Raw genomic sequence first — 19,906 nt, 5'->3', positions numbered from 1 at the left:
CCCAGGCACAGTCTGCTAAGCCCAGCGGTGTAGCGCCAAGGTGTGTAGCTCGGGTAAACGGGGGGTTAGCCGCGTGCGTCCGCTTTCAGCATGTCGGCGGCCTTTTCCGCGATCATGATCGTTGGCGCATTGGTGTTGCCGCTGACCAGGTTGGGCATCACCGAAGCATCGATCACCCGCAGCCGGCCGACCCCGCGCACCTTCAGCCGGGCATCGACCACCGCCAGCGGATCGCTGTCCGGCCCCATCTTGCAGGTCCCGACCGGGTGGTACTGGGTATCGGCACGGTTGCGGATGTCCTCTTCCATCGCCGCCACATCGTTGCGGTCGATCGCATAGAGCATCTTGCCGCGCACACCGTCGAAAGCCGCGCTCTCCATGATTGATTGCTGAAGCTGCCCGCCCTTCAGCAGCACCGCCAGATCGCGCTCATCGGCCAGGAAACGCGGATCGATCAGCGGTGCATCGCGGGGATCGCGGCTGCCCAGCGCCACCGTGCCGCGGCTGTAGGGGCGCAGCAGATCGACATGGCAGGAAATCCCGGTGCCCAGATGCTGCTTGCGGGCGTGATCGTCCACGATCGCCAGCACCATCAGCAATTGCAGATCGGGCGCGGGCACATCGGCGCCGCTCTTCACGAAGGCGCCCGAACAGACGAAGGGGCTGGTGAGCAGGCCGGTGCGTGACTTGCTCCACTGGAACATGCCCTTGATGAAGGCCAGACCCGACTTGGGCGCCACGCCAAACACGTCGCTGCGGTCCTTGATCCGCCAGCTCTGCACATAGTCGATATGGTCCTGCAGGTTCTTGCCGACGCCGGGCGCGTGGCATTGCACCGCGATCCCCTGGGCGTTCAGGTCCTCTCCATCGCCGATCCCGGACAGCAACAGCAGCTGCGGCGATCCGAAGGCCCCGCCGCAAACCAGGGTCTCTCGCCGGGCCCGGGCGGTGCGCAATGTCCCGCCGGTTTCGTACTCGACGCCCTGCGCCTCGCCCTGTTCGATCAAGACCCGGTGGGTCAGCGCCCCGGTCACCACCTTCAGGTTGGGCCGCGAAAGGTTGGGGGTGAGATAGGCCTTGGCCGCGCTGCAGCGCTCGCCATCCTTCTGGGTGGCCTGATAGTGGAAGGTGCCTTCCTGCTGCTCGCCATTGTAGTCCGGGTTGGGGCGGATCTGGTGCAGCTTGGCACCTTCGATGAACAGTTCGGCCAGCGGGCTCTGGTGGTTGGGGTAAGTGACGTTGAGCGGGCCGCCCTGGCCATGCCATTCGTTGTCGAACTGCTCGTTGTTTTCGGCCTTCTTGAAGTAGGGCAGGCACTCGTCAAAGCTCCAGCCGGCATTGCCCAGCCGGGCCCACTCGTCATAGTCCCAGCGGTTGCCGCGGACATAGAGCATGGCGTTGATCGAGCTTGATCCGCCCAGCACCCGTCCGCGCGGCTGGTATCCGCGCCGTCCGTTCAGGCCGGGCTGGGGCACTGTTTCATAGGCATAGTTGTTGAACTTGGTGGGCATCATCGCCACCGAGCCGACCGGGGCCTGGACAAACACCGACTGGTCCGATCCCCCGGCCTCAAGCAGGCAGACGGTGACCGCCGGGTCTTCGGTCAGCCGCCCGGCCAGCACACAGCCGGCCGAACCCCCGCCGACGATCACATAGTCGAATTCATCCACCTGCATTGCCCTGCCTCCCGTCCGGTCGATCTTGGGGCAATCGCCCGGACGGGGCAAGGGGCAGCGTGGCGATCAGGCGGCGGCGGGTACCGCGGCCTTGCGGCGCTGGGCGCTCAGCAGCAGCGGGACAAAGCCCAGCGCGATCCCGCCCAGGCCGACGCCGATGGTCAGCCAGTCAAGGTCCTTCATCGAATAGAACCCGACGAAGACCATGAAGGCGGTGGAAAGGCCGGGCCAGATCACGTGGGTCAAAGCGTCCATCGGCTTGCCCCTGATCATGCCGCGATAGTGCCAGACCGAGGCAGCACCGGCGATGCCCATGTAGAAGCAGATCTGCAGGCCGATCGCGGTCAGCGAGGTATTGAGGATGTCGGTCACCGCCGGCAGATAGGAAAAGCCCAGCAGCAGCAAAAGCCCCAGCGCCCAGATCCACACGGTCGCGGTCAGCGGGGTCTGCCATTCGGGGTGGACTTTGGCATAGCGCGGGTGGAGCATGTCGGCGCGGCTCATCGAGAACATCGAGCGGGTGAAGCACAGGATCTGTGTTTCAATCGTGCCGATGGTCGAAAGGATGGTCGAAACCACCGCCAGGTAACCCCACGGACTGGGGAACAGCTTTTCGGCCACCGCGAACATCACATTGGTATCGGCGTCTGCAATTTCCTGATCGGTCAGTACGATCAGCACCACGGTGAGCATGATCACGAAGAACACGATCAGGTTGACCATCGACCAGAACGCACCCTTGCCGGCCGGCTGGGGCTCGCCTTCGACGGTTTCCTCACCCAGGTTCATCGTCACGTCCCAGCCCCAGTAGAAGAAGATCGCCACCAGCGCGCCCGAAGCAAAGGTTTCGGCAGTGAACGAGGTGGGCGAGAACCAGTGCAGGCTGGGCACGTGGGCCGGCTGGTCCCAGAAGTAGTACAGCCCGGCCGCGATGATCGTCAGCACGATCGCGGTTTCGATGATCGTGAACAGGATCTGCGCAAAGCTGGCGTGCTTGATCCCCTTGCCGACCACTGCCGAAATCAGCGTCAGCCAGATCGCCGCAGTGGCGGTAACCCAGCCGGTGCTGTCAACATGATCGGGCGAGAGGATCTTCAGCGTGGCCTGGGCGGCTGGCACCGTGGCGGTGACCATGAACACCACCGAAGCGACGATCAGCCCCCAGCCGGAGAAGAACCCCCAGGTCGGGCCGAACACCCGGCTGACCCAGGCGAAGCTGGCCCCGGCATCGGGCGCCATCTTGTTGAGGTTGATGAAGGCCAGCATCATGCCGAACATGATCAGCCCGCAATAGAGGATCGAGCCGACCGACAGCACGCCGACCGTTCCCACGATCAGCGCGGTCGTGGCCGCGATCGAATAGGCGGGGGCGGTCCCCGCGATGCCCATGATTACGGATTCAACAACCCCCAATGCCCCTTTGGCGAGGCTATGCTCTTGCGCCATGGCAACCCTGTCCCCTTTGTTGTGTCTTGTGGCGTGCACCATGTCGCATGCGGGGGGAGTAGCAAGAGCCATAATGCAGGCCGTTAGCTATCGGAAAGGTCGATAGCTGGCCGTTCGTCGCCCGTTCGATGTCGTTGGTCGAGCCTGTCTGGCTGTAAATCCGGCGTTCAGGTTTGGCGGAGCAATCGATTACACACGTAAACGATACGAGGTGGGAGATGGCCGAAGAATCCGTTGAACGGATCAGCGAGGCTGAGCATGCGGTAATGGAAGCGCTGTGGGCGCGCCATCCGCAGACCGCGAACGAGGTGGCCGATACGGTCGCCCCGGCGCGGGGGTGGAGCCTGGCCACGGTCAAGACGCTGCTGTCGCGGCTGGTCGCCAAGCAGGCGATTGTTACCCAGCCCGATGGCAAGCGGTTCCTCTATTCGCCGGCGATTGCCCGCGAGGCCTATCTGGGCGGGGAAAGCCGCCGGCTGGTCGATCGCCTGTTTGGCGGCAGCGCGGCCGGGCTGTTCGCGCATCTGGCCGAAGCCGAAGCGCTGAGCGACAAGGACCTCGACCAGATCGAGGCGCTGCTCAAGACCATTCGCAAGGAGGGCGGGCAATGACCTGGCTGCTCGACACCGCACTCTACACCGGCGCGCTGATCGCCCTGGTGCTGGTGCTGCGCCGCCCGGTTGCCCGTTATTTCGGGCCGGGTCTGGCCTATGCGCTGTGGGCGCTGCCGCTCTTGCGGCTGGTGCTGCCGCCGCTGGTCCTGCCGGCTGACCCGGTTGCCCTTGTCGAACCCGTTTCCGGCGTGGTGGTGGAGCTAGTCCCTGCTGCCACGACGCCACCGGCCCCCGCCTGGATCGATCCTGCCCCGGTGATCCAGGCGGTGTGGCTGGCGGGCGCACTGGCCTTTCTGCTCTGGCGGGTCTGGTCATACCGCGCGATGCGCCGCACTTTACTCGCCCAGGCGCACCCGGTGGGCGAGCATGGCGCGGTGCGGCTGGTTGAATCCCCGGCGATTGCCGCGCCAGTGGCCTTCGGGCTGCACGACAAGGTGGTTGCCTTGCCGCTTGGGTTCATGGACCGGACCGATCGTGCCGGGCGCGACCTGGCCATCGCGCATGAGCTTGAACACCACGCCGGGCGCGATCTGGCGGCCAACATCGCAATGCAGCCGCTGCTGGCGCTGCACTGGTTCAACCCGCTGGCCTGGGCCGGCTGGCGGGCGATGCGGCGCGATCAGGAGGCGGCCTGCGATGCCCGCGTGCTGGCCGGCCGTGATGCCGCGACCCGCGCTGCCTATGCCCGCCTGATCACCAGCTTTGCCCATTCACCCCGCCTGGCCATGGCCGCGCCGATGGCCTGCCCGGTGCTGGGCGAAAAGAGCATAATCCATCGTTTGAGGAGCCTGACCATGACCCAACCCAAATCGCACGAACGCCTGCTGGGCCGCCTGCTGCTGGGCGCCGCGGTGTTGGCGCTGCCGCTGACCGCTTCGATCAGCTATGCCGCGCAGGATGCGCCCGAACCGCCGGCGCCGCCCGCAGCGCCTGCTGCGCCCGAGGCACCGGCCGCGCCCGATGCGCCGAAGATTCAGAAGACCACCAAGATCATGATCGTCGATCATTCCGACGGCGCCGGGCACGATGACAAGACGCTGCACACCAGGGTGATCGAACGCGGCGGCAAGACCATCGTGCTCAAGACCAGAGAGCCGCTCAGCGATGCCGAAGCCGAAGCCCGCGTGGCCAAGGCTGAAGCCGGCATGGCCGATGCCCATGTCATGGCGATGGCCGACGAACACATGCTGATGACTGACAACGTCACGTCCGATGGCAAGTCGCACAAGGTCCAGAAGATCGTGATGGTCAGCACCGATGGCGCGGGCGCACCAAAGGCCGGCAAGCACGAAGTCCGCAGCTTCGTGATGAGCCACAACGGCGATGGCAAGGCCGTGGCCTGGACCGGCGATCACGCCATGGCGATGAGCACTTGCAGCGAAGGCAAGCCGATCACCGCCACTTCGGAAAGCAACGAAGGCGGCAAGCGCGAGGTTTCGCGGGTGATGATCTGCAGCAAGGCCGGTGACAAGGCGCATGCGCTTGACGGGCTGAAGAAGGCGCGTGACCGGGTGGCCCGGGACAGCAACCTGTCTGACAAGATCAAGTCCGAGATCCTGCAGCAACTTGATGCGGAAATCGCGAAGCTTTCGAAGGCGGGCTGACCATCAGACCCTCTCCAGATTTGCGAAGCACATCTGGGGAGGTGGCAGACGCGAAGCGGCTGACGGAGGGGTATCGACGCTAGCGTCCAAAGCCCCTCCGTCTCGGCCTTACGGCCGATCCACCTCCCCATTTGTCGCGTTCGCGAAAAATGGAGAGGGCCTGCTACCGCCAGCGCAGCCGATCTGGGGTGAGTTCCGCCACGGACTTCACCCCCATCAGCTTCATTCCGCGCTCGATCTCTTCCTTCAGGATCGTCAGCGCGCGTTCCACTCCGTCCTGTCCAGCAGCGGCCAGCGCATAGAGGTAGAGCCGCCCGCCCGAAGCCGCGGTGGCCCCGGCGCAGAGGCTTTTCAGCACATGGGTGCCGCGCCGCACTCCGCCATCGCAGATCACTTCGATCCGCCCGCCGACCGCCTCGACAATCTCCGGCAGCTGGTCGAACGGGGCGCGGCTGCCGTCCAGCTGCCGCCCGCCGTGGTTGGAAATCATGATCGCGTCGATCCCCATGTCGGCCGCGCGGCGCGCGTCGGCCACGCTCATCACGCCTTTGAGCGCAAAGGTTCCGCCCCAGTCGGCCCGGATCTGTTCGACCATTTTCCAGTCCATCGACTGGTCGAGCATTTCCGAGAAGTACTTCTGGATCGAAACCGATTCCGCTGTGCCTTCGCGCACGTGGGTGTCGAGGTTGGGCAGGGCGAAGCGTTCGCGGAACAGATAGTCGAGCGCCCAGCGCGGCTTGACCGCATAGGACAGCGCCGAGCTGGCGGTGAACTTCGGCGGCGAGGAAAAGCCCGAACGCAGGCAGCGCTCGCGCTTGCCGCCGACGATCGTGTCCACCGTCAGCGCGATCGCATCGAACTTCGCCGCCTTGCAGCGTTCGATCATCGATGCGTTGAGTCCCTTGTCCTTGTGGACATAGAGCTGGAACATCTTGGGCGTCGAAATCAGCGCGCCGATCTCTTCGATGCTGACGGTGGCCAGGCTGGAAATCCCGCACCATACCCCGAACTTCTCTGCCGCCCGCGCCACCGCGCGTTCGCCCTGCCAGTGGAACACCCGTTGCAGCGCAGTGGGGGAGAGGACCAGCGGCAAGGCGCTGCGGCGGCCCAGGATCGAACATGACAGGTCGATCGTCTCGACCCCGGCCAGCACATCGGGGACCAGATCGGCGCGGTTGTAGGCTTCGGTGTTGCGCGCCTTGGTCAGCTCATCATCGGCGGCGCCATCGATATAGTCGAACACCGGCCAGGGCAGCCGCGCCTTGGCCAGGCGGCGGAAGTCGTCGATGTTGTGGCAATCGGAAAGGCGCATGACAGGCGAGTAGATCAAGCGTCACCGTCCTGCAATTCTGATGTTGGGTGCTTGATAAGCTGTCTGGTCAAAGCGATAGAGGGTCTTCGGGCGGGAGAATTGTTGATGCAGGCCAGCGATCAGATTGCTTCGTTTGGAGGTCCAGTCGGCTGGATCGGGAATGGCTTGATCAAGACAAGGAATGCGATCAGGCGCAACTATAACCTCTTGATCGACATCTGCTTCTGGATTCAGTTCTATGTCCAGGGAAAGGCGCTTCTGCAGGATTTCAGGATCCTTCCGGAACCGCTCTATTCGCAGTCCGATTTCGGGCAGTTCCTGTATCGCCTGCAGTTGACGCTGGAATATCCGTCGGGATGGATCCTGATCTTCCTGCTGGCCTTCAGCAGTTTTCGGGACGAATTTTGCGAACGAATCTGGGCCAGGGCGGCAACTTCGTTCGCCAAGTTCTTGGTCTTGTTTCCAACGATCTGGTACGGGATTCTGCTGACATTCCTGCCCTGGTCGAACGAGGAGCTTGTGAAATTCATGCTGCCCAACCTGCTGCCCCCCCACATGGAACTTGTGCCAAACCTCGAGAATATCGGGATGATTCAGCTTCAGGCGATGAATTTCATGCTGATGGAAATCGTGCTGGTTCTTCCGGTCCTGCTGGCCGGGTTTTACAAATGGAATCGCTGGCGCAGCGGCAACTAGGGTCAGCGTCCAATCCGCCTTACCAGATTTGGAGGTCAGGCGGACGGGCTTGCCCTCCGATCCCGCTATTGCATGTAAACGTCGCAGACGCTGTCGTCCGAACCCTGCAGCCCCCTGCGCAGCGCCTCCATGCGCTGTTCGCTCGATCCATGGGTGAAGGCGGCTTCGACCGGGCGCCGCCCGGCGTTACGCATCAGGGTGTCATCGCCGATCGAATGGGCAGCCTTGAGACCTTCTTCCATGTCGCCCGGTTCGATCCGGTCACGATTGCGCGCGGCCCAGACCCCGGCATAGCAATCGGCCTGCAGTTCCATCCGCACCTGCAACTGGTTGGCGCGGTTCGGGCGTTGCTGCTGGGCGCTGCGGATCTGGTCGGAAATGCCGGTCAGCGTCTGGATGTGATGGCCGAATTCATGCGCGATGACATAGGCCCGGGCGAAATCGCCACCGGCCCCCAGGTTGCTTTCCATTTCGCGATAGAAATCGGTGTCGATGTAGATGCCCTGATCGCTGGGGCAGTAGAACGGCCCCATCGCGCTTTGCGCCGCGCCGCAACCGGATTGTCCGGCCTGCGAATAGAACACCAGCTTGGGCTGGGCGAATTTGACTCCGGCCTGACGGAAGATCGGCTCCCAGGTCTTGTTGAGCGACGACAGCGCGTTGCAGGTCTCGCGGCTCAGCGGGTCGGTGGTGCAACTTTCGCTGGTGGTAGAGCCGCCCGCTGCGGGGGCCGATTGCTCAACCGGCGCACCTTGCTGAAGCCCGCCCAGCATCTGCGTGGGATCGACGCCGAACACCGTGGCCGCGATCAGCACGATCACCAGCGTTCCGCAACCAAGCTGTCCGCCGCGTCCAACCGGCATGCGGCTGCCGCCACCGCGCTGATCTTCGACATTGATGGCGTTGGGATCGAAATCGTCGAGCCGCATGAAAGTCCCTCCAACGGGCTGGACAAGGCGCGTCCCAGCCGCAATGGCCCAGCTATAGCCATTTCTTCAAAAGGTTGGAGTCGAGAATGTTCCTGTCCGGCAAGCGCGCGCTGATAACGGGTTCCACTTCGGGCATTGGCCTGGCCATCGCCCGTTCGCTGCATGCCGAAGGGGCCGAAGTCGTGCTGTCGGGCTTTGGTGACGAGGCGACCATCGCCGCCCTGTGCGACGAGCTTAAGGCCAGCCACGTCCCTGCCGACCTCGCCAGCCGCGCCGGGGTGGAGGCGCTGATGGCCGGGGCAGGGCCGATCGACATCCTCGTCAACAATGCCGGGATGCAGCACGTCGCCCCGGTCGAGGAGTTTCCGGTCGACAAGTGGGACACGATCATCGCGCTGAACCTGACCGCCGCGTTCGATGCCTGCCGGCTGGCGATCCCGCACATGAAGGCGGCCGGGTGGGGGCGGATCATCAACACCGCCAGCGCCCATTCGCTGACCGCATCGCCTTACAAGGCGGCCTATGTTTCGGCCAAGCACGGGCTGGCGGGGCTGACCAAGACCCTGGCGCTGGAACTGGCGACCTTCAACATCACCGCCAATTGCATCAGCCCGGGCTATGTCTGGACCCCGCTGGTCGAAAACCAGATCCCCGACACCATGGCTGCCCGCAATCTGACCCGCGATCAGGTGATCAATGATGTGCTGCTGACCCGCCAGCCGACCAAGAAGTTCGTTCAGCCTTCGGACATCGGTGAAATGGCTGTGTTCCTGTGTCGTGACGCTGCTGCCAACATTACCGGGACCAATATCTCGATGGACGGCGGCTGGACCGCCGAATAGCACATGCAACTGTAGCTTTCCTGCAACCAGCGCGAACAACTCGTCGCAAGCGACAACTTATGCGCTTGCGGGGATGACGGCTTTCGTGATTGATGGCTGTCGATGAAGCGTTTTGCGAGAGCGATGAGCCGTTGTGTTTTGCTGCTGCTGGCGGCGACAACCGCGTTCGGCCCGCTCCATGCAGCATCGCGCCAGGAAAAGGCCGCGGCCGAGCTCAAGACGCAGCTGATGGCGCACATCGTCGAACTGGCCAGCGATGCCTATGGCGGACGCGAGCCGGGCACTGATGGCGAGGTCAAGACGCTGCGCTATCTCAGCAAACAGCTGGTCGATATGGGGCTGGTTTCGGGCACCAACGATCCCGGGCATGCCTGGTTCGCGCCGGTGACGATCCTGGCGCGCGAACCCGATGTCAGCCGCGCGGTGTTCAGCCGCAAGGGCAAGCGGGTGTTCGTTCGGCAGGATCAGGTGCTGGTGCTGACTTCGGGCAAGCGCGCGCTGGTGGAGAATGCGCCGCTGGTGTTCGTCGGCACCGGCAAGGTGATCCCGGCCCGGGCCGATCTGGCCGGGCGGGTCGCATTGCTGCTCGATGGCGGGCAGGACAATTCCGAACGGCAGAACGCGCTGCTGCAGGCCGGGGCTTCGGGCGTGCTGACCGTGCTCGACGGGGAACGGACGCTTGAACAGGTTGGCGCGCACCGCAAGCGGCAGGGCTACGCCCTGGCCGGGGCAGAACTGGGCGGCGATCTGGACGCCTTCATCAGTGCCGAGGCGCTGGGCGGGGCGCTGGTTGGGACCAAGGTCAGCCTGGCCAGCCTCAAGTCGAGTGCGGCTGCGCCCGATTTCGTGCCTGGACCAATCGACCTTGCGGTCTCGCTGGAAGCGACCACCCGCGAAACCCGGATCCATACCCATAACGTGATCGGCAAGCTGCCGGGCAAGCGGCCTGAACTGGGTGCGGTGCTGCTGCTGGCGCACTGGGACCACTTCGGCGAATGCGCCGAGCCTCCGGCCGAACACCTGATCTGCAACGGCGCGATCGACAATGCCAGCGGCATGGCGGTGCTGATCGAGGCCACCCGGCGGCTGGCCCGGCAACCGCAGCTGGATCGCGACGTCTATGTGCTGTTCACCACCGGCGAGGAATTAGGTCTCCTGGGCGCACAGGCCTTTGCCGAAAATCCACCGGTGCCGCTGGGGCAGTTCGTTGCCGCGTTCAATATTGACAGTGTCGCGCTGGGTCCTTCGGGGCAGCCCTTCGCCGTGGTCGGCAAAGGCATGACCGGGCTCGATGCCCAGATTGCTGCCGTGGCCAAGCAGCAGAAGAAGAAACTGGTCGGCGATGACAAGGCCAATGCCTGGGTGCGGCGGCAGGATGGCTGGGCGCTGCTCAAGCATGATGTGCCGGCGGTGATGGTATCCAGTTCGTGGAGCGACATTGCCACGGTCGAACGCTTCATGGATACCGATTATCACCGCCCGACCGACGTGGTGAAGCCCGCGATCGAGCTGGGCGGGGCGGCGGACGACGTTGAATTCCTGGTGGCGCTGACCCGCTGGTTCAGCGACGTCAAGAAAGTGCCGAAACGGCCCTAGCCCTTTGGGCACAGTGCGTTTACATGGGCCGCCACGAATCGAACCCTGCACGAGGCACTGTGGCAACCAACGACATCCCCCTTGGCCTGACTTTCGACGACGTCCTGCTGCGTCCGGCGGAATCCGATATCCTGCCTTCGATGGCTGATACCCGTACCCGGCTGACCGGCCAGATCGGGCTCAATATCCCAGTGATCTCATCGGCGATGGATACGGTGACCGAGGCTGATATGGCGATCGTCATGGCCCAGCTGGGCGGGATCGGGGTGCTGCACCGCAACCTGACGGTCGAGGAACAGTGCGCAGCGGTGCGGGCGGTCAAGCGGTTTGAAAGCGGGATGGTGGTCAATCCGATCACCATTTCGCCCGATGCAACGCTGGGCGAAGCCAGCGCGCTGATGCAGGCCAACCGAATTTCCGGGATTCCCGTGGTCGAATCGGGCGGCAAGCTGGTGGGCATTCTGACCAACCGGGATGTCCGCTTTGCCGACAATCCGGCCCAGCCCGTGCGCGAACTGATGACGCATGAGAACCTGGTCACCGTCCGCGCCGGGGTCAGCCAGGACGAGGCCCGCCGCCTGCTGCATGCCCGCCGGATCGAAAAGCTGTTGGTGGTGGATGAAAGCTATCACTGCACCGGCCTGATCACCGTCAAGGACATGGAGCGTGCGGTAACCTATCCAGATGCCACCAAGGACGCTGCTGGCCGGCTGCGCGTTGCTGCGGCGACCACCGTGGGCGAAAAGGGCTTCGAACGTACCGAGGCGCTGCTGGCGGCCGAATGCGACGTGGTGATCATCGATACCGCCCACGGCCACAACAAGGACGTCGCCCGCGCGGTTGAGCGGGTGAAGAAGATTTCCAACGCAGCCCAGGTGATCGCCGGCAATGTCGCGACCTATGACGCAACCCGTGCGCTGATCGATGCCGGGGCCGATGCGGTCAAGGTGGGGATCGGGCCGGGCTCGATCTGCACCACGCGCGTGGTTGCCGGGGTGGGCGTGCCGCAGCTGACCGCGATCATGGATGCCGCGCGCGCCGCGGCTGACAGCCGGACCCCGATCATCGCTGATGGCGGACTGCGCACTTCGGGCGATGCGGCCAAGGCGCTGGCCGCCGGGGCCAGCACGATCATGGTAGGTTCGATGCTGGCCGGCACCGAAGAGGCACCGGGCGAAACATTCCTGTACCAGGGCCGCGCCTACAAGAGCTATCGCGGCATGGGCTCACTCGGCGCGATGGGCAGTGGCAGCGCCGATCGCTATTTCCAGGGCGATATCAAGGACCAGATGAAGCTGGTGCCCGAAGGGATCGAAGGCCAGGTGGCTTACAAAGGCCCAGCCAAGGACGTGGTCCACCAGCTGGTCGGCGGGATCAAGGCAGCGATGGGTTACACCGGCAGCGCCACGATCGAAGATCTCCAGACGCGCGGTCAGTTCGTCCAGATTACCGGCGCGGGCCTCAAGGAAAGCCACGTCCACGACGTGACGATCACCCGCGAGGCGCCGAACTACAAGCTGTGACACCGCAGGCGCGCGTCCAGGCGGCGATCGAGCTGCTCGACGCCGTGATCACTGCGGCGCGTAGCGGCGGGGCCAGCGCGGACCGGACCCTGGCCGACCAGTTCCGCCAGCGCCGCTATATGGGCAGCGGCGATCGGCGCGCGGTGCGCGAGCTGGTCTTTTCGGCAATTCGCGCCTGCGGGCCGATACCCGCCAGCGGCCGCGCAGCGATGCTGCGGCTGGCGGCGAGCGATCCGGGCCTGGCCGCACTGTTCGATGGCGCACGCCATGCCCCGGCACCAATTGTCCCCAGCGAACAACCGGCCGAAGGTGGGCTGGCTCCGGCCTGGCTCGAAATGCGGCTCACCGAAAGTGGGATTGACGGCGCAGCTGCTGCGGCGCTGCTGGGCCGCGCACCGCTCGATCTGCGGATCAACCGACTGAAGGCGGGGCGGCTTGAACTGCCGCTGCCCGGTGAAAGCCTGGCTGTGCCCGATGGTTTGCGGTTTCCTCCAGGGACCCCGGTTGAGCAGTGGGACGCCTACCAGCAGGGGCTGATCGAAGTGCAGGACGCCGGATCGCAGCTGACCTGTCTGGCCGTGGCGGCCAACCCGGGCGAGACGGTGATTGACCTCTGCGCTGGGGCCGGGGGCAAGACGCTCGCGCTGGCGGCGGCGATGGACAATCGCGGGCGGCTGCTGGCCTGCGACAGCGATCGCACCCGGCTGTCGCGCCTGACCCCGCGTGCCGAGCGAGCCGGGGCCAGTATGATCGAGACCCGCCTGCTCAACCCTGGCCATGAGCATGAGGCGCTGGCCGACCTGACCGGCCAGGCCGATGCAGTGCTGGTCGATGCACCCTGTTCTGGCACCGGCACCTGGCGCCGCAATCCCGAAGCGCGCTGGCGGTTGACCGAGCGTGAACTGGCGCGACTGGTGGCCCTACAGGCGCGGTTGCTCGATCTGGCCGCCACTTTGGTGCGTCCCGGTGGGCGGCTGGTTTTCGTGACCTGTTCCTTGCTTGATGCCGAAGGGGCCGATCAGGCTGCGGGATTTCTGGAGCGGCATTCCGGCTGGCGCGCCACCACGCCAGTACTCCCCGCCGGGACCGTGCGCGGGGCAGGGGTACGGCTCGATCCGGCGCATGACGGCACTGACGGATTTTTCGTCGCCCAATTCAAAACGCCGTGATAACAGGCTTGGTGAAATGGCTACGCTCAAGGAGCAGATAATGCGTTACACCCCAGCCGCCCTCGCTCTTGCCATGCTTGCGGCGGTGACGGCCAGCAGCGGTTTCAGCGCGCCTGCGGTGCCGCTCGATCCGCGTGCGGCGGCGCTGGTGCAAGCCGGGCGGGCGGCACTGGTCGCCGGGCAGGTCGATGATGCCGTGGCCGATTTCGAAGCCGCATTGGCGCTGCAGCCGGGGCATGTCGCGATCTACCTCAACCTCGCCGAAGCCGCGCGCAAGCAGGATATGCAGGGCAAGGCGCTGCATTACTACCGCGTCGCGCTGAAGCTTGATCCCAACAACCAGTATGCGATCGCCGGTGAAGGCGAGGCGCTGGTGGAAAAGGGCGCGGTCGAAAAGGCCAAGAAGAACTATGACCGGCTGGTCGCCCTATGCGGCAGCAATTGCGCGGCAGCGCGCAGCCTGGCCAGCGCGATCGCGCGCGGCCCGGCCAAGCAGGTGGTCAGCGCCGAACAGGTCAAGCCCAAGCCGGAAGTGACTTCGAACTAAGGCCGCTCGCTTAGCCGGCGAACCTCAGATCAGGTCGCGAAACTCTTCCAGAACAGCGCGATAGACGCGTTTCTTGAAAGGAACGATCAGGTCCGGAAGCTCGTCGGGCTGGGCCCATTGCCACTGGCTGAATTCGGGCGGATCGTGGCGTGCCAGGTGGATATCAGCATCATCGCCTGAAAACCGCGCCAGCACCCAGTGCTGGCGCTGGCCGCGGTACTTGCCCTTCCACAGCTTGCCGATCAGATCGTCGGGCAGGTCATAGAACAGCTCTTCGCGGGTCTGGGCGAGCAGGGTGACGTGGCGTTCCTCCACCCCGGTTTCCTCCCACAGCTCGCGCAGTGCGGCGGTCTGCAGGTCTTCGCCCTCGTCGATCCCGCCCTGCGGCATCTGCCAATAGATCCCGCCCTCGTCGGGCTGGCCGCGGGTGTCGATCCGCTGGCCGACAAAGGCCAGGCCCTGGGCGTTGACCAGCATGACACCCACGCAGGGGCGGTAGGGAAGGTTGGCAAAAGGATCGGACATGGCCCCCCTTAAGCCGAATTCTTCTCCAACATCAACTTCATCGCCGCCATGATCGTTTCCATGTCCTTCTGCGCGCTGGGCAGCGCCTTGCGGGTGGTGGAAAAATCATGGGTCAGCCCGGGGAAGTGGAGGAACAGCGTATCGACCCCGGCATCGACCAGCTTGGCGGCCATCCGCCGGCCCTGGTCCTGCAAGGGATCCAGCCCTGCCGTGGCAACGATTGCCGGGCACATCCCCTTGGCATCGGCATGCAGCGGGAAGGCACGCGGATTGCCGCTTTCGGGCAGGTAGAGCGAATAGAACCAGTCCATCGCCAGCTTGGTGAGGAAGTGCCCCTCGGCGAACTGGGCCATCGAGCCGTCCTGCGATTCGTCGGTCGCGGGATAGAGCAGAACTTGCAGCAGCATCGGCGCGGCGGCGGGACGATCACGCAGGGCGGCGGCGGTGACGGTGGCGAGGTTGCCCCCGGCGCTGCCGCCGATCGTGACCAGGCCGGTGACCGTGCGGCCCAGTTCGGCCGGGCTGGCGGCGAGCCAGCGGGCGGCGGCTTCGCAATCGTCGGGCGCGGCGGGGAAGGGGTGCTCAGGGGCGAGGCGATAGTGGACCGCCAGCACCGGCAGATCGAGCACGGCCGACAGTTCGGTGCACAGCGAATTGTGCGTATCAAGATCGCCGATCACGAACCCGCCGCCGTGGAAGAAAAGGATCACCGGGGAGGGATCACGGTCACTCCGCACGTCGTAAAAGCGCACCGGGATGTCACCCGCAGGTCCGGGGCAGGTCAGGTCCTTGATTACCGCCATCGGCCTGGGGTCGGCCTCTGACATTGCCTTGAGGCCAAGGTAGCCCAGACGCTGCTCTTCGGGCACCAGCGCCTCGGGGGCGGGGAGCGAGTTGACCAGCCCCAGGAAGGCCTTGACGTCCTCGCGGTAGAATGTGTCGGTATCGGCCATCGGGAATCCTCTCGCAAAAGCTGTTTAAGCGCGAGGTTAAGTCGCGAATTGCCACTTGACTAGCCGCCTTGGCGCTTCTCTTGTGATCTTTGCCGCGCGACAGGTTTTCTTGATTGCACGGCAAGCCCGGTGGAGACTAGGGCACCTGACGAAGGCGCAGAGTCAGCCTGAGCAAGGAAGACAGATGGCAACGCAATTGGCCGAAGCAGAAGCATCCAGCAAAAATCATCCCGAATCCGTGGTCGTCCGCTTTGCGGGGGACTCGGGCGACGGCATGCAGCTGACGGGCGGACAGTTCACCCTGTCAAGCGCGCTGGCCGGCAACGACTTTGCGACATTCCCCGATTTCCCCGCCGAAATCCGCGCGCCGCAGGGTACGCTGTTCGGGGTTTCGGCATTCCAGATCAACTTCGGTTCGACCGAGATCGACACCGCCGGCGACGCTCCCGATGTGCTGGTGGCGATGAACCCGGCGGCGCTGAAGACCAACCTTGGTGCGCTCAAGCCCGGCGGGCTGATCATTGCCGACACCGGTGAATTTTCGAAGCGCAACCTGGAAAAGGCCAAGTACGACGTCTCGCCGCTGGAGGATGGCAGCCTTGCCAAGTGGCAGGTGCTGGCCTTCGATATCAGCGCGCTGACGGTTGAGGCGGTCAAGCCGTTCGGGCTGGGCAACAAGGATGCGCTGCGCTGCAAGAACATGTGGACGCTGGGGCTGGCGCTGTGGATGTTCGATCGCGATCGCGCGCCGCTGCATGACTGGCTCAACGCCAAGTTCCGCAAGAACCCGGTGCTGGCCGAAGCCAACATCGCCGCGCTCAACGCCGGGCACGCCTATGGCGAAACGGCGGAGCTGGGCGGGCAGCTGCACAAGGTCCATCTGGATGCGGTGCCGGCCCCGTCGGGGCTCTATCGCACCATCACCGGCGCCGAAGCCGTGGCGCTGGGGCTGGTCGCGGGGGCGCAGCTGGCGCACCTGCCGATGTTCTTTGGCGGCTATCCGATCACCCCGGCCAGCTCGATCCTGCACTATCTGGTCGGGCTCAAGGAATTCGGCGTCACCACCTTCCAGGCCGAGGATGAAATCGCCGCGATCGCCTCGGCAATCGGCGCCAGCTATGCCGGGCACCTGGGGGTCACTTCCAGCTCGGGCCCGGGGATCGCGCTCAAGACCGAGGCAATGGGCCTCGCGGCGATGACCGAGCTGCCGCTGGTGATCGTCAATTCACAGCGCGGCGGCCCTTCGACCGGTCTGCCGACCAAGACCGAGCAGTCTGACCTTTACCAGGCGGTCTATGGCCGCAACGGCGATACTCCGATGCCGGTAATCGCCGCGCGCAGCCCGGGCGATGCCTTCGATTGCGCGATCGAGGCTTGCCGGATCGCCACCCAGTACATGACCCCGGTGATCCTGCTGACCGATGGCTATATCGCCAATGCGGCCGAGCCTTGGGCGGTGCCCGATCCGGCCAGCTACGCCGAATTCCCGGTCAGCTTCCTTGAACAGCGCAACGGCCCCGATGGCACGCTGCTGCCCTATGCCCGCGATGCCAAGGGCGCACGGCCGTGGATCAAGCCGGGCACCCCGGGGCTGACCCACCGGATCGGCGGGATCGAGAAGAACCCCGGCACCGGCAATCTCGATTACAGCCCCGCCGCACACCAGACGATGACCGATGCGCGCAAGGCCAAGGTCGATGGCGTGGCCAAGTCGATCCCGGCGCAGGAGGTCACGCTGGGCAATACCAGTGGCAAGCTCGTCGTGGTCGGCTGGGGCAGCACCTTCGGCCCGATCCACCAGGCAGTGCGCCGCGCACGGGCCAAGGGGCAGGACGTCAGCCACATCCACGTCCGCCACATCTGGCCACTGCCGGAAAATCTGGGCGATCTGCTAAGGGGTTACGAGCGGATCCTCGTCCCCGAAATGAACACCGGCCAGTTCAAGACCGTGCTGCGCGACCAGTTCCTGGTCGATGCCAAGCCCTACAACAAGGTGAGCGGGCAGCCGTTCACGATTGCCGAGATTGAGGCGGCGATTGAGGGCGCGCTGGGGTGATTTTCAGCCCAGCCTTTCCCTTCAACCGTCATGCTGAACTCGTTTCAGCATCCATTTTGCCGTTCAGGCCTTCGGTTTGCGTGGCACGATGGACCCTGAAACAAGTTCAGGGTGACGGACGTAGTTCAAGTGAGGTAGCGTGAAAAATCTCATAGCAATCCCGGCCATTCTAGGCCTGTTTGCAGTAATGCAGTTTTTCCCGGGCAATGCGGCATTAGCATTTGCCGTTGGAGTTGTCGCAGCTCTGCCAATGGTGTTTTTTAGTTTGACATGGTTGCGTGATCCCCAGTCTTCGACGCCCTCGCGTGACAACGCCATGGTGGTCAAACTCCTGAATTTTTTGGCGCTTGGGATGGTGCTGTTTGCTGGCTGGACGGCATTCAAACTTCGCGGTGAGAGCAATCCGACTATGATCTCGGTGTATGGAAACGTGATTGGAACGATGCTGGTGTTCGGCGCAGGCCTCTTCTTTCAAGCTCGAAAGTTTGCGGCATGAACGACATGACCCCCACCATCACCACCCTCATTGCCGAGATTGAGGCCGCGATTGAGGGTGCATTGGATTGAGCGATGTACCCTTCCAGAGTTATTCATTGTTGCGCGAGCGCGGTGACCGGGGTGCCAATAGCGGCAAGGCTTGCAAATGCGCCTTTGGCGTTCGTCTTCGGGATTGTCGGCGGTGGTATAGTTGCAATGTTTTATCTGAAATCTGATCGCTTCTCACATTGGTGGGACCGAGGGGCATTGGAACGCTTCAGCGGCCTTTTTTGGTCGATTTCACTTCTGGCAATAGGTGGAATGGCAGTTGCTGTGTCTGCGCATAGCAGCGGAAGACCGCTCCAAGTTTCCACTCTTGTGGCTGCGCTCGGCGGTCATTTGCTTGCCATTGTCGCAGCCATTTACGCTCTTGCGAAAAGAGAAGATAAGCTATGAACGACATGACCCCCATCACCACCACCCTTAAGGACTGGGAATCGGACCAGGAGGTCCGCTGGTGCCCGGGCTGCGGGGACTATGCGATCCTCAAGGCGGTGCAGCGCACCTTGCCAGAGCTTGGCGCGGACCCGGCGAAGACCGTGTTCGTCAGCGGGATCGGCTGCTCCAGCCGGTTCCCCTATTACGTCGAAAGCTATGGCTTCCACACCATCCACGGCCGCGCGCCGGCGGTGGCGACCGGGATCAAGCTGGCCAATCCGGAACTCGATATCTGGCTGGTCACCGGCGACGGCGATGGCATGTCGATCGGCGGCAACCACACGATGCACCTGCTGCGCCGCAACCTCAATTGCCAGGTGCTGCTGTTCAACAACGAGATCTACGGCCTGACCAAGGGCCAGTACTCACCGACCAGCCGCGAGGGTACGCACAGCCCGACCACGCCGCTCGGCTCGGTCGATCGCCCGGCCTTGCCCTGCGCTTTTGCGCTGGGGGCGGGGGCGCGGTTCATCGCCCGCGGGTTCGACGTTTCGAAGCACCTGCCCGAAGTGCTCAAGGCCGCCCACGCCCACAAGGGTGCGGCTTTCGTTGAAATCTTCCAGAACTGCATCGTTTACAACAAGGACCGCTTCGAGGACTTCGCCGCCCCCAAGGGCGCCGAGGACCGGCAGCTGTGGCTCAAGCACGGTGAGCCGATGCTGTTCGCCGGCGGCACCAAGGGCATCACGCTCGACCATGAAACGCTGACCCTGAAAGTGGTCGATGTAGCGGACGGCGATTGGCAGGCGGCCAAGGTAATCGTCCACGACGTCACCAACCGCTCGGTCGCGCACATGCTGGTCGAAATGCCGTTCGGAGCCTTCCCGATGGCGCTGGGCGTCCTCTACGACGATCCCCGCCCGACTTACGAAGACGCCGTCCTGGGCCAGGACGCCAAGGCCCGCGAAGGCAAGAGCACCGACCTGCGCAAGCTGCTGGCGAAAGGGCAGACCTGGACTGTGGAGTAGGGGTTTCTTGGGTTCACACGAAGACACGAAGATCACGAAGAAGTTGCGCCCGGACGAGCTCGAAGCGCTCGCGCGCAAGGTCATCGATTTCGGTTTTCAGATCCACCTCGCCCTCGGTCCTGGTTTACTTGAACACGCATATGAAGCCTTGCTGGAGTCAGCGTTGCTTCAAGCGGGGCATCATGTTCAGAGGCGAGTTTCGATTCCAATGCGATTCAACGGCGTTGTCGTAGACAACGCATTCAAGATCGATCTGCTGATTGACAACAATCTGATTGTGGAACTCAAATCGAATGAAAGGCTGGCCGCAGTTCATAGCAAGCAGGTGCTGACCTACCTTCGCCTGATGGAACTCCCCTTGGGAATCCTCATGAATTTTGGCCAACCGCTTTTCAAGGATGGCCTGAAGCGTATCGCCAACGATTACCAGGGGCCGTTTGGGCAAGGCGAAACCTCTTTGTGATCTTCGTGTCTT

The 19,906-nt window shown here is 64.0% G+C and carries 19 protein-coding genes; 13 read left to right on the top strand and 6 right to left on the bottom strand.

Annotation, left to right across the window (positions count from 1 at the left end):
• Positions 1-65 precede the first annotated feature (65 nt).
• A complete protein-coding gene (locus tag IT549_RS14035; protein ID WP_292974202.1) occupies positions 66-1,676 on the bottom strand; it encodes a GMC family oxidoreductase N-terminal domain-containing protein in 1,611 nt (536 codons plus the stop codon).
• Between the two features lie 66 nt (positions 1,677-1,742).
• Positions 1,743-3,065, bottom strand: a complete 1,323-nt coding sequence (locus IT549_RS14030; protein ID WP_365777235.1) for an APC family permease — start codon at positions 3,063-3,065, stop codon at positions 1,743-1,745.
• 275 nt (positions 3,066-3,340) lie between these two features.
• Here IT549_RS14030 and IT549_RS14025 point away from each other — a divergent pair, with 275 nt between their 5' ends.
• Positions 3,341-3,733 (top strand): BlaI/MecI/CopY family transcriptional regulator, encoded by a 393-nt coding sequence (locus tag IT549_RS14025; RefSeq protein ID WP_292974200.1) that lies wholly within the window; start codon positions 3,341-3,343, stop codon positions 3,731-3,733.
• Positions 3,730-5,340 carry a M56 family metallopeptidase gene (locus IT549_RS14020; RefSeq protein WP_292974199.1) on the top strand — a complete coding sequence of 537 codons (1,611 nt, stop codon included), beginning with the start codon at positions 3,730-3,732 and terminating at the stop codon, positions 5,338-5,340. The genes IT549_RS14025 and IT549_RS14020 overlap by 4 nt, the downstream gene beginning before the upstream one ends.
• Positions 5,341-5,503: 163 nt before the next feature.
• Here the strand turns inward: IT549_RS14020 and IT549_RS14015 are convergent, their stop codons facing one another.
• Positions 5,504-6,652, bottom strand: a complete 1,149-nt coding sequence (locus IT549_RS14015) for an alpha-hydroxy acid oxidase (protein WP_292974198.1) — start codon at positions 6,650-6,652, stop codon at positions 5,504-5,506.
• Positions 6,653-6,757: 105 nt separating this feature from the next.
• On the opposite strand from IT549_RS14015, the gene IT549_RS14010 reads away from it, so the two are divergent.
• Entirely contained in the window at positions 6,758-7,348 is a 591-nt protein-coding gene (locus tag IT549_RS14010) for a hypothetical protein (protein WP_292974197.1), read from the top strand.
• A gap of 65 nt (positions 7,349-7,413) precedes the next feature.
• On the opposite strand, the gene IT549_RS14005 is transcribed toward IT549_RS14010, so the two are convergent.
• A complete protein-coding gene (locus tag IT549_RS14005; protein WP_292974196.1) occupies positions 7,414-8,277 on the bottom strand; it encodes a neutral zinc metallopeptidase in 864 nt (287 codons plus the stop codon).
• 86 nt (positions 8,278-8,363) lie between these two features.
• Between IT549_RS14005 and IT549_RS14000 the strand changes: the two genes are divergently transcribed.
• The 5 genes from IT549_RS14000 to IT549_RS13980 all read left to right on the top strand — a co-directional run bounded on the left by IT549_RS14000 (position 8,364) and on the right by IT549_RS13980 (position 13,954).
• Positions 8,364-9,119, top strand: coding sequence for a 3-hydroxybutyrate dehydrogenase (locus IT549_RS14000; RefSeq protein WP_292974195.1), 756 nt, complete (start codon positions 8,364-8,366; stop codon positions 9,117-9,119).
• Between the two features lie 123 nt (positions 9,120-9,242).
• Positions 9,243-10,715 (top strand): M20/M25/M40 family metallo-hydrolase, encoded by a 1,473-nt coding sequence (locus IT549_RS13995; RefSeq protein ID WP_292974194.1) that lies wholly within the window; start codon positions 9,243-9,245, stop codon positions 10,713-10,715.
• A 59-nt stretch (positions 10,716-10,774) separates the two neighbouring features.
• Complete coding sequence (gene guaB / locus IT549_RS13990; protein ID WP_292974193.1) at positions 10,775-12,238, top strand: IMP dehydrogenase; 1,464 nt, start codon at positions 10,775-10,777, stop codon at positions 12,236-12,238.
• A complete protein-coding gene (locus IT549_RS13985) occupies positions 12,235-13,407 on the top strand; it encodes an RsmB/NOP family class I SAM-dependent RNA methyltransferase (protein ID WP_292974192.1) in 1,173 nt (390 codons plus the stop codon). Before guaB ends, IT549_RS13985 begins: the two co-directional genes overlap by 4 nt.
• A 40-nt stretch (positions 13,408-13,447) precedes the next feature.
• Positions 13,448-13,954, top strand: coding sequence for a tetratricopeptide repeat protein (locus tag IT549_RS13980; RefSeq protein WP_292974191.1), 507 nt, complete (start codon positions 13,448-13,450; stop codon positions 13,952-13,954).
• Between the two features lie 24 nt (positions 13,955-13,978).
• Here the strand turns inward: IT549_RS13980 and IT549_RS13975 are convergent, their stop codons facing one another.
• Together IT549_RS13975 and IT549_RS13970 are read right to left on the bottom strand one after the other, a co-directional pair.
• Positions 13,979-14,479, bottom strand: a complete 501-nt coding sequence (locus tag IT549_RS13975; protein WP_292974190.1) for an RNA pyrophosphohydrolase — start codon at positions 14,477-14,479, stop codon at positions 13,979-13,981.
• Positions 14,480-14,487: 8 nt separating this feature from the next.
• Complete coding sequence (locus tag IT549_RS13970) at positions 14,488-15,432, bottom strand: alpha/beta hydrolase (protein WP_292974189.1); 945 nt, start codon at positions 15,430-15,432, stop codon at positions 14,488-14,490.
• Positions 15,433-15,616: 184 nt separating this feature from the next.
• Here IT549_RS13970 and IT549_RS13965 point away from each other — a divergent pair, with 184 nt between their 5' ends.
• The 5 genes from IT549_RS13965 to IT549_RS13945 all read left to right on the top strand — a co-directional run bounded on the left by IT549_RS13965 (position 15,617) and on the right by IT549_RS13945 (position 19,894).
• Positions 15,617-17,488 (top strand): 2-oxoacid:acceptor oxidoreductase subunit alpha, encoded by a 1,872-nt coding sequence (locus IT549_RS13965; protein ID WP_292974188.1) that lies wholly within the window; start codon positions 15,617-15,619, stop codon positions 17,486-17,488.
• 139 nt (positions 17,489-17,627) lie between these two features.
• On the top strand, positions 17,628-17,984 hold the full coding sequence (locus tag IT549_RS13960; RefSeq protein WP_292974187.1) for a hypothetical protein: 357 nt from the start codon (positions 17,628-17,630) through the stop codon (positions 17,982-17,984).
• A gap of 74 nt (positions 17,985-18,058) precedes the next feature.
• Positions 18,059-18,421, top strand: coding sequence for a hypothetical protein (locus tag IT549_RS13955; protein WP_292974186.1), 363 nt, complete (start codon positions 18,059-18,061; stop codon positions 18,419-18,421).
• The gene (locus IT549_RS13950) at positions 18,418-19,431 is read left to right on the top strand and encodes a 2-oxoacid:ferredoxin oxidoreductase subunit beta (protein WP_292974185.1); all 1,014 of its coding nucleotides are present in this window, start codon (positions 18,418-18,420) and stop codon (positions 19,429-19,431) included. The genes IT549_RS13955 and IT549_RS13950 overlap by 4 nt, the downstream gene beginning before the upstream one ends.
• Positions 19,432-19,438: 7 nt before the next feature.
• Positions 19,439-19,894: a GxxExxY protein gene (locus tag IT549_RS13945; protein WP_292974184.1), complete on the top strand. Its 456-nt coding sequence runs from the start codon at positions 19,439-19,441 to the stop codon at positions 19,892-19,894.
• Positions 19,895-19,906 lie beyond the last annotated feature (12 nt).

Source organism: Novosphingobium sp., assembly GCF_020852455.1.
Lineage (GTDB): Bacteria > Pseudomonadota > Alphaproteobacteria > Sphingomonadales > Sphingomonadaceae > Novosphingobium.
This window is presented reverse-complemented; position numbering and strand designations above follow the sequence as displayed.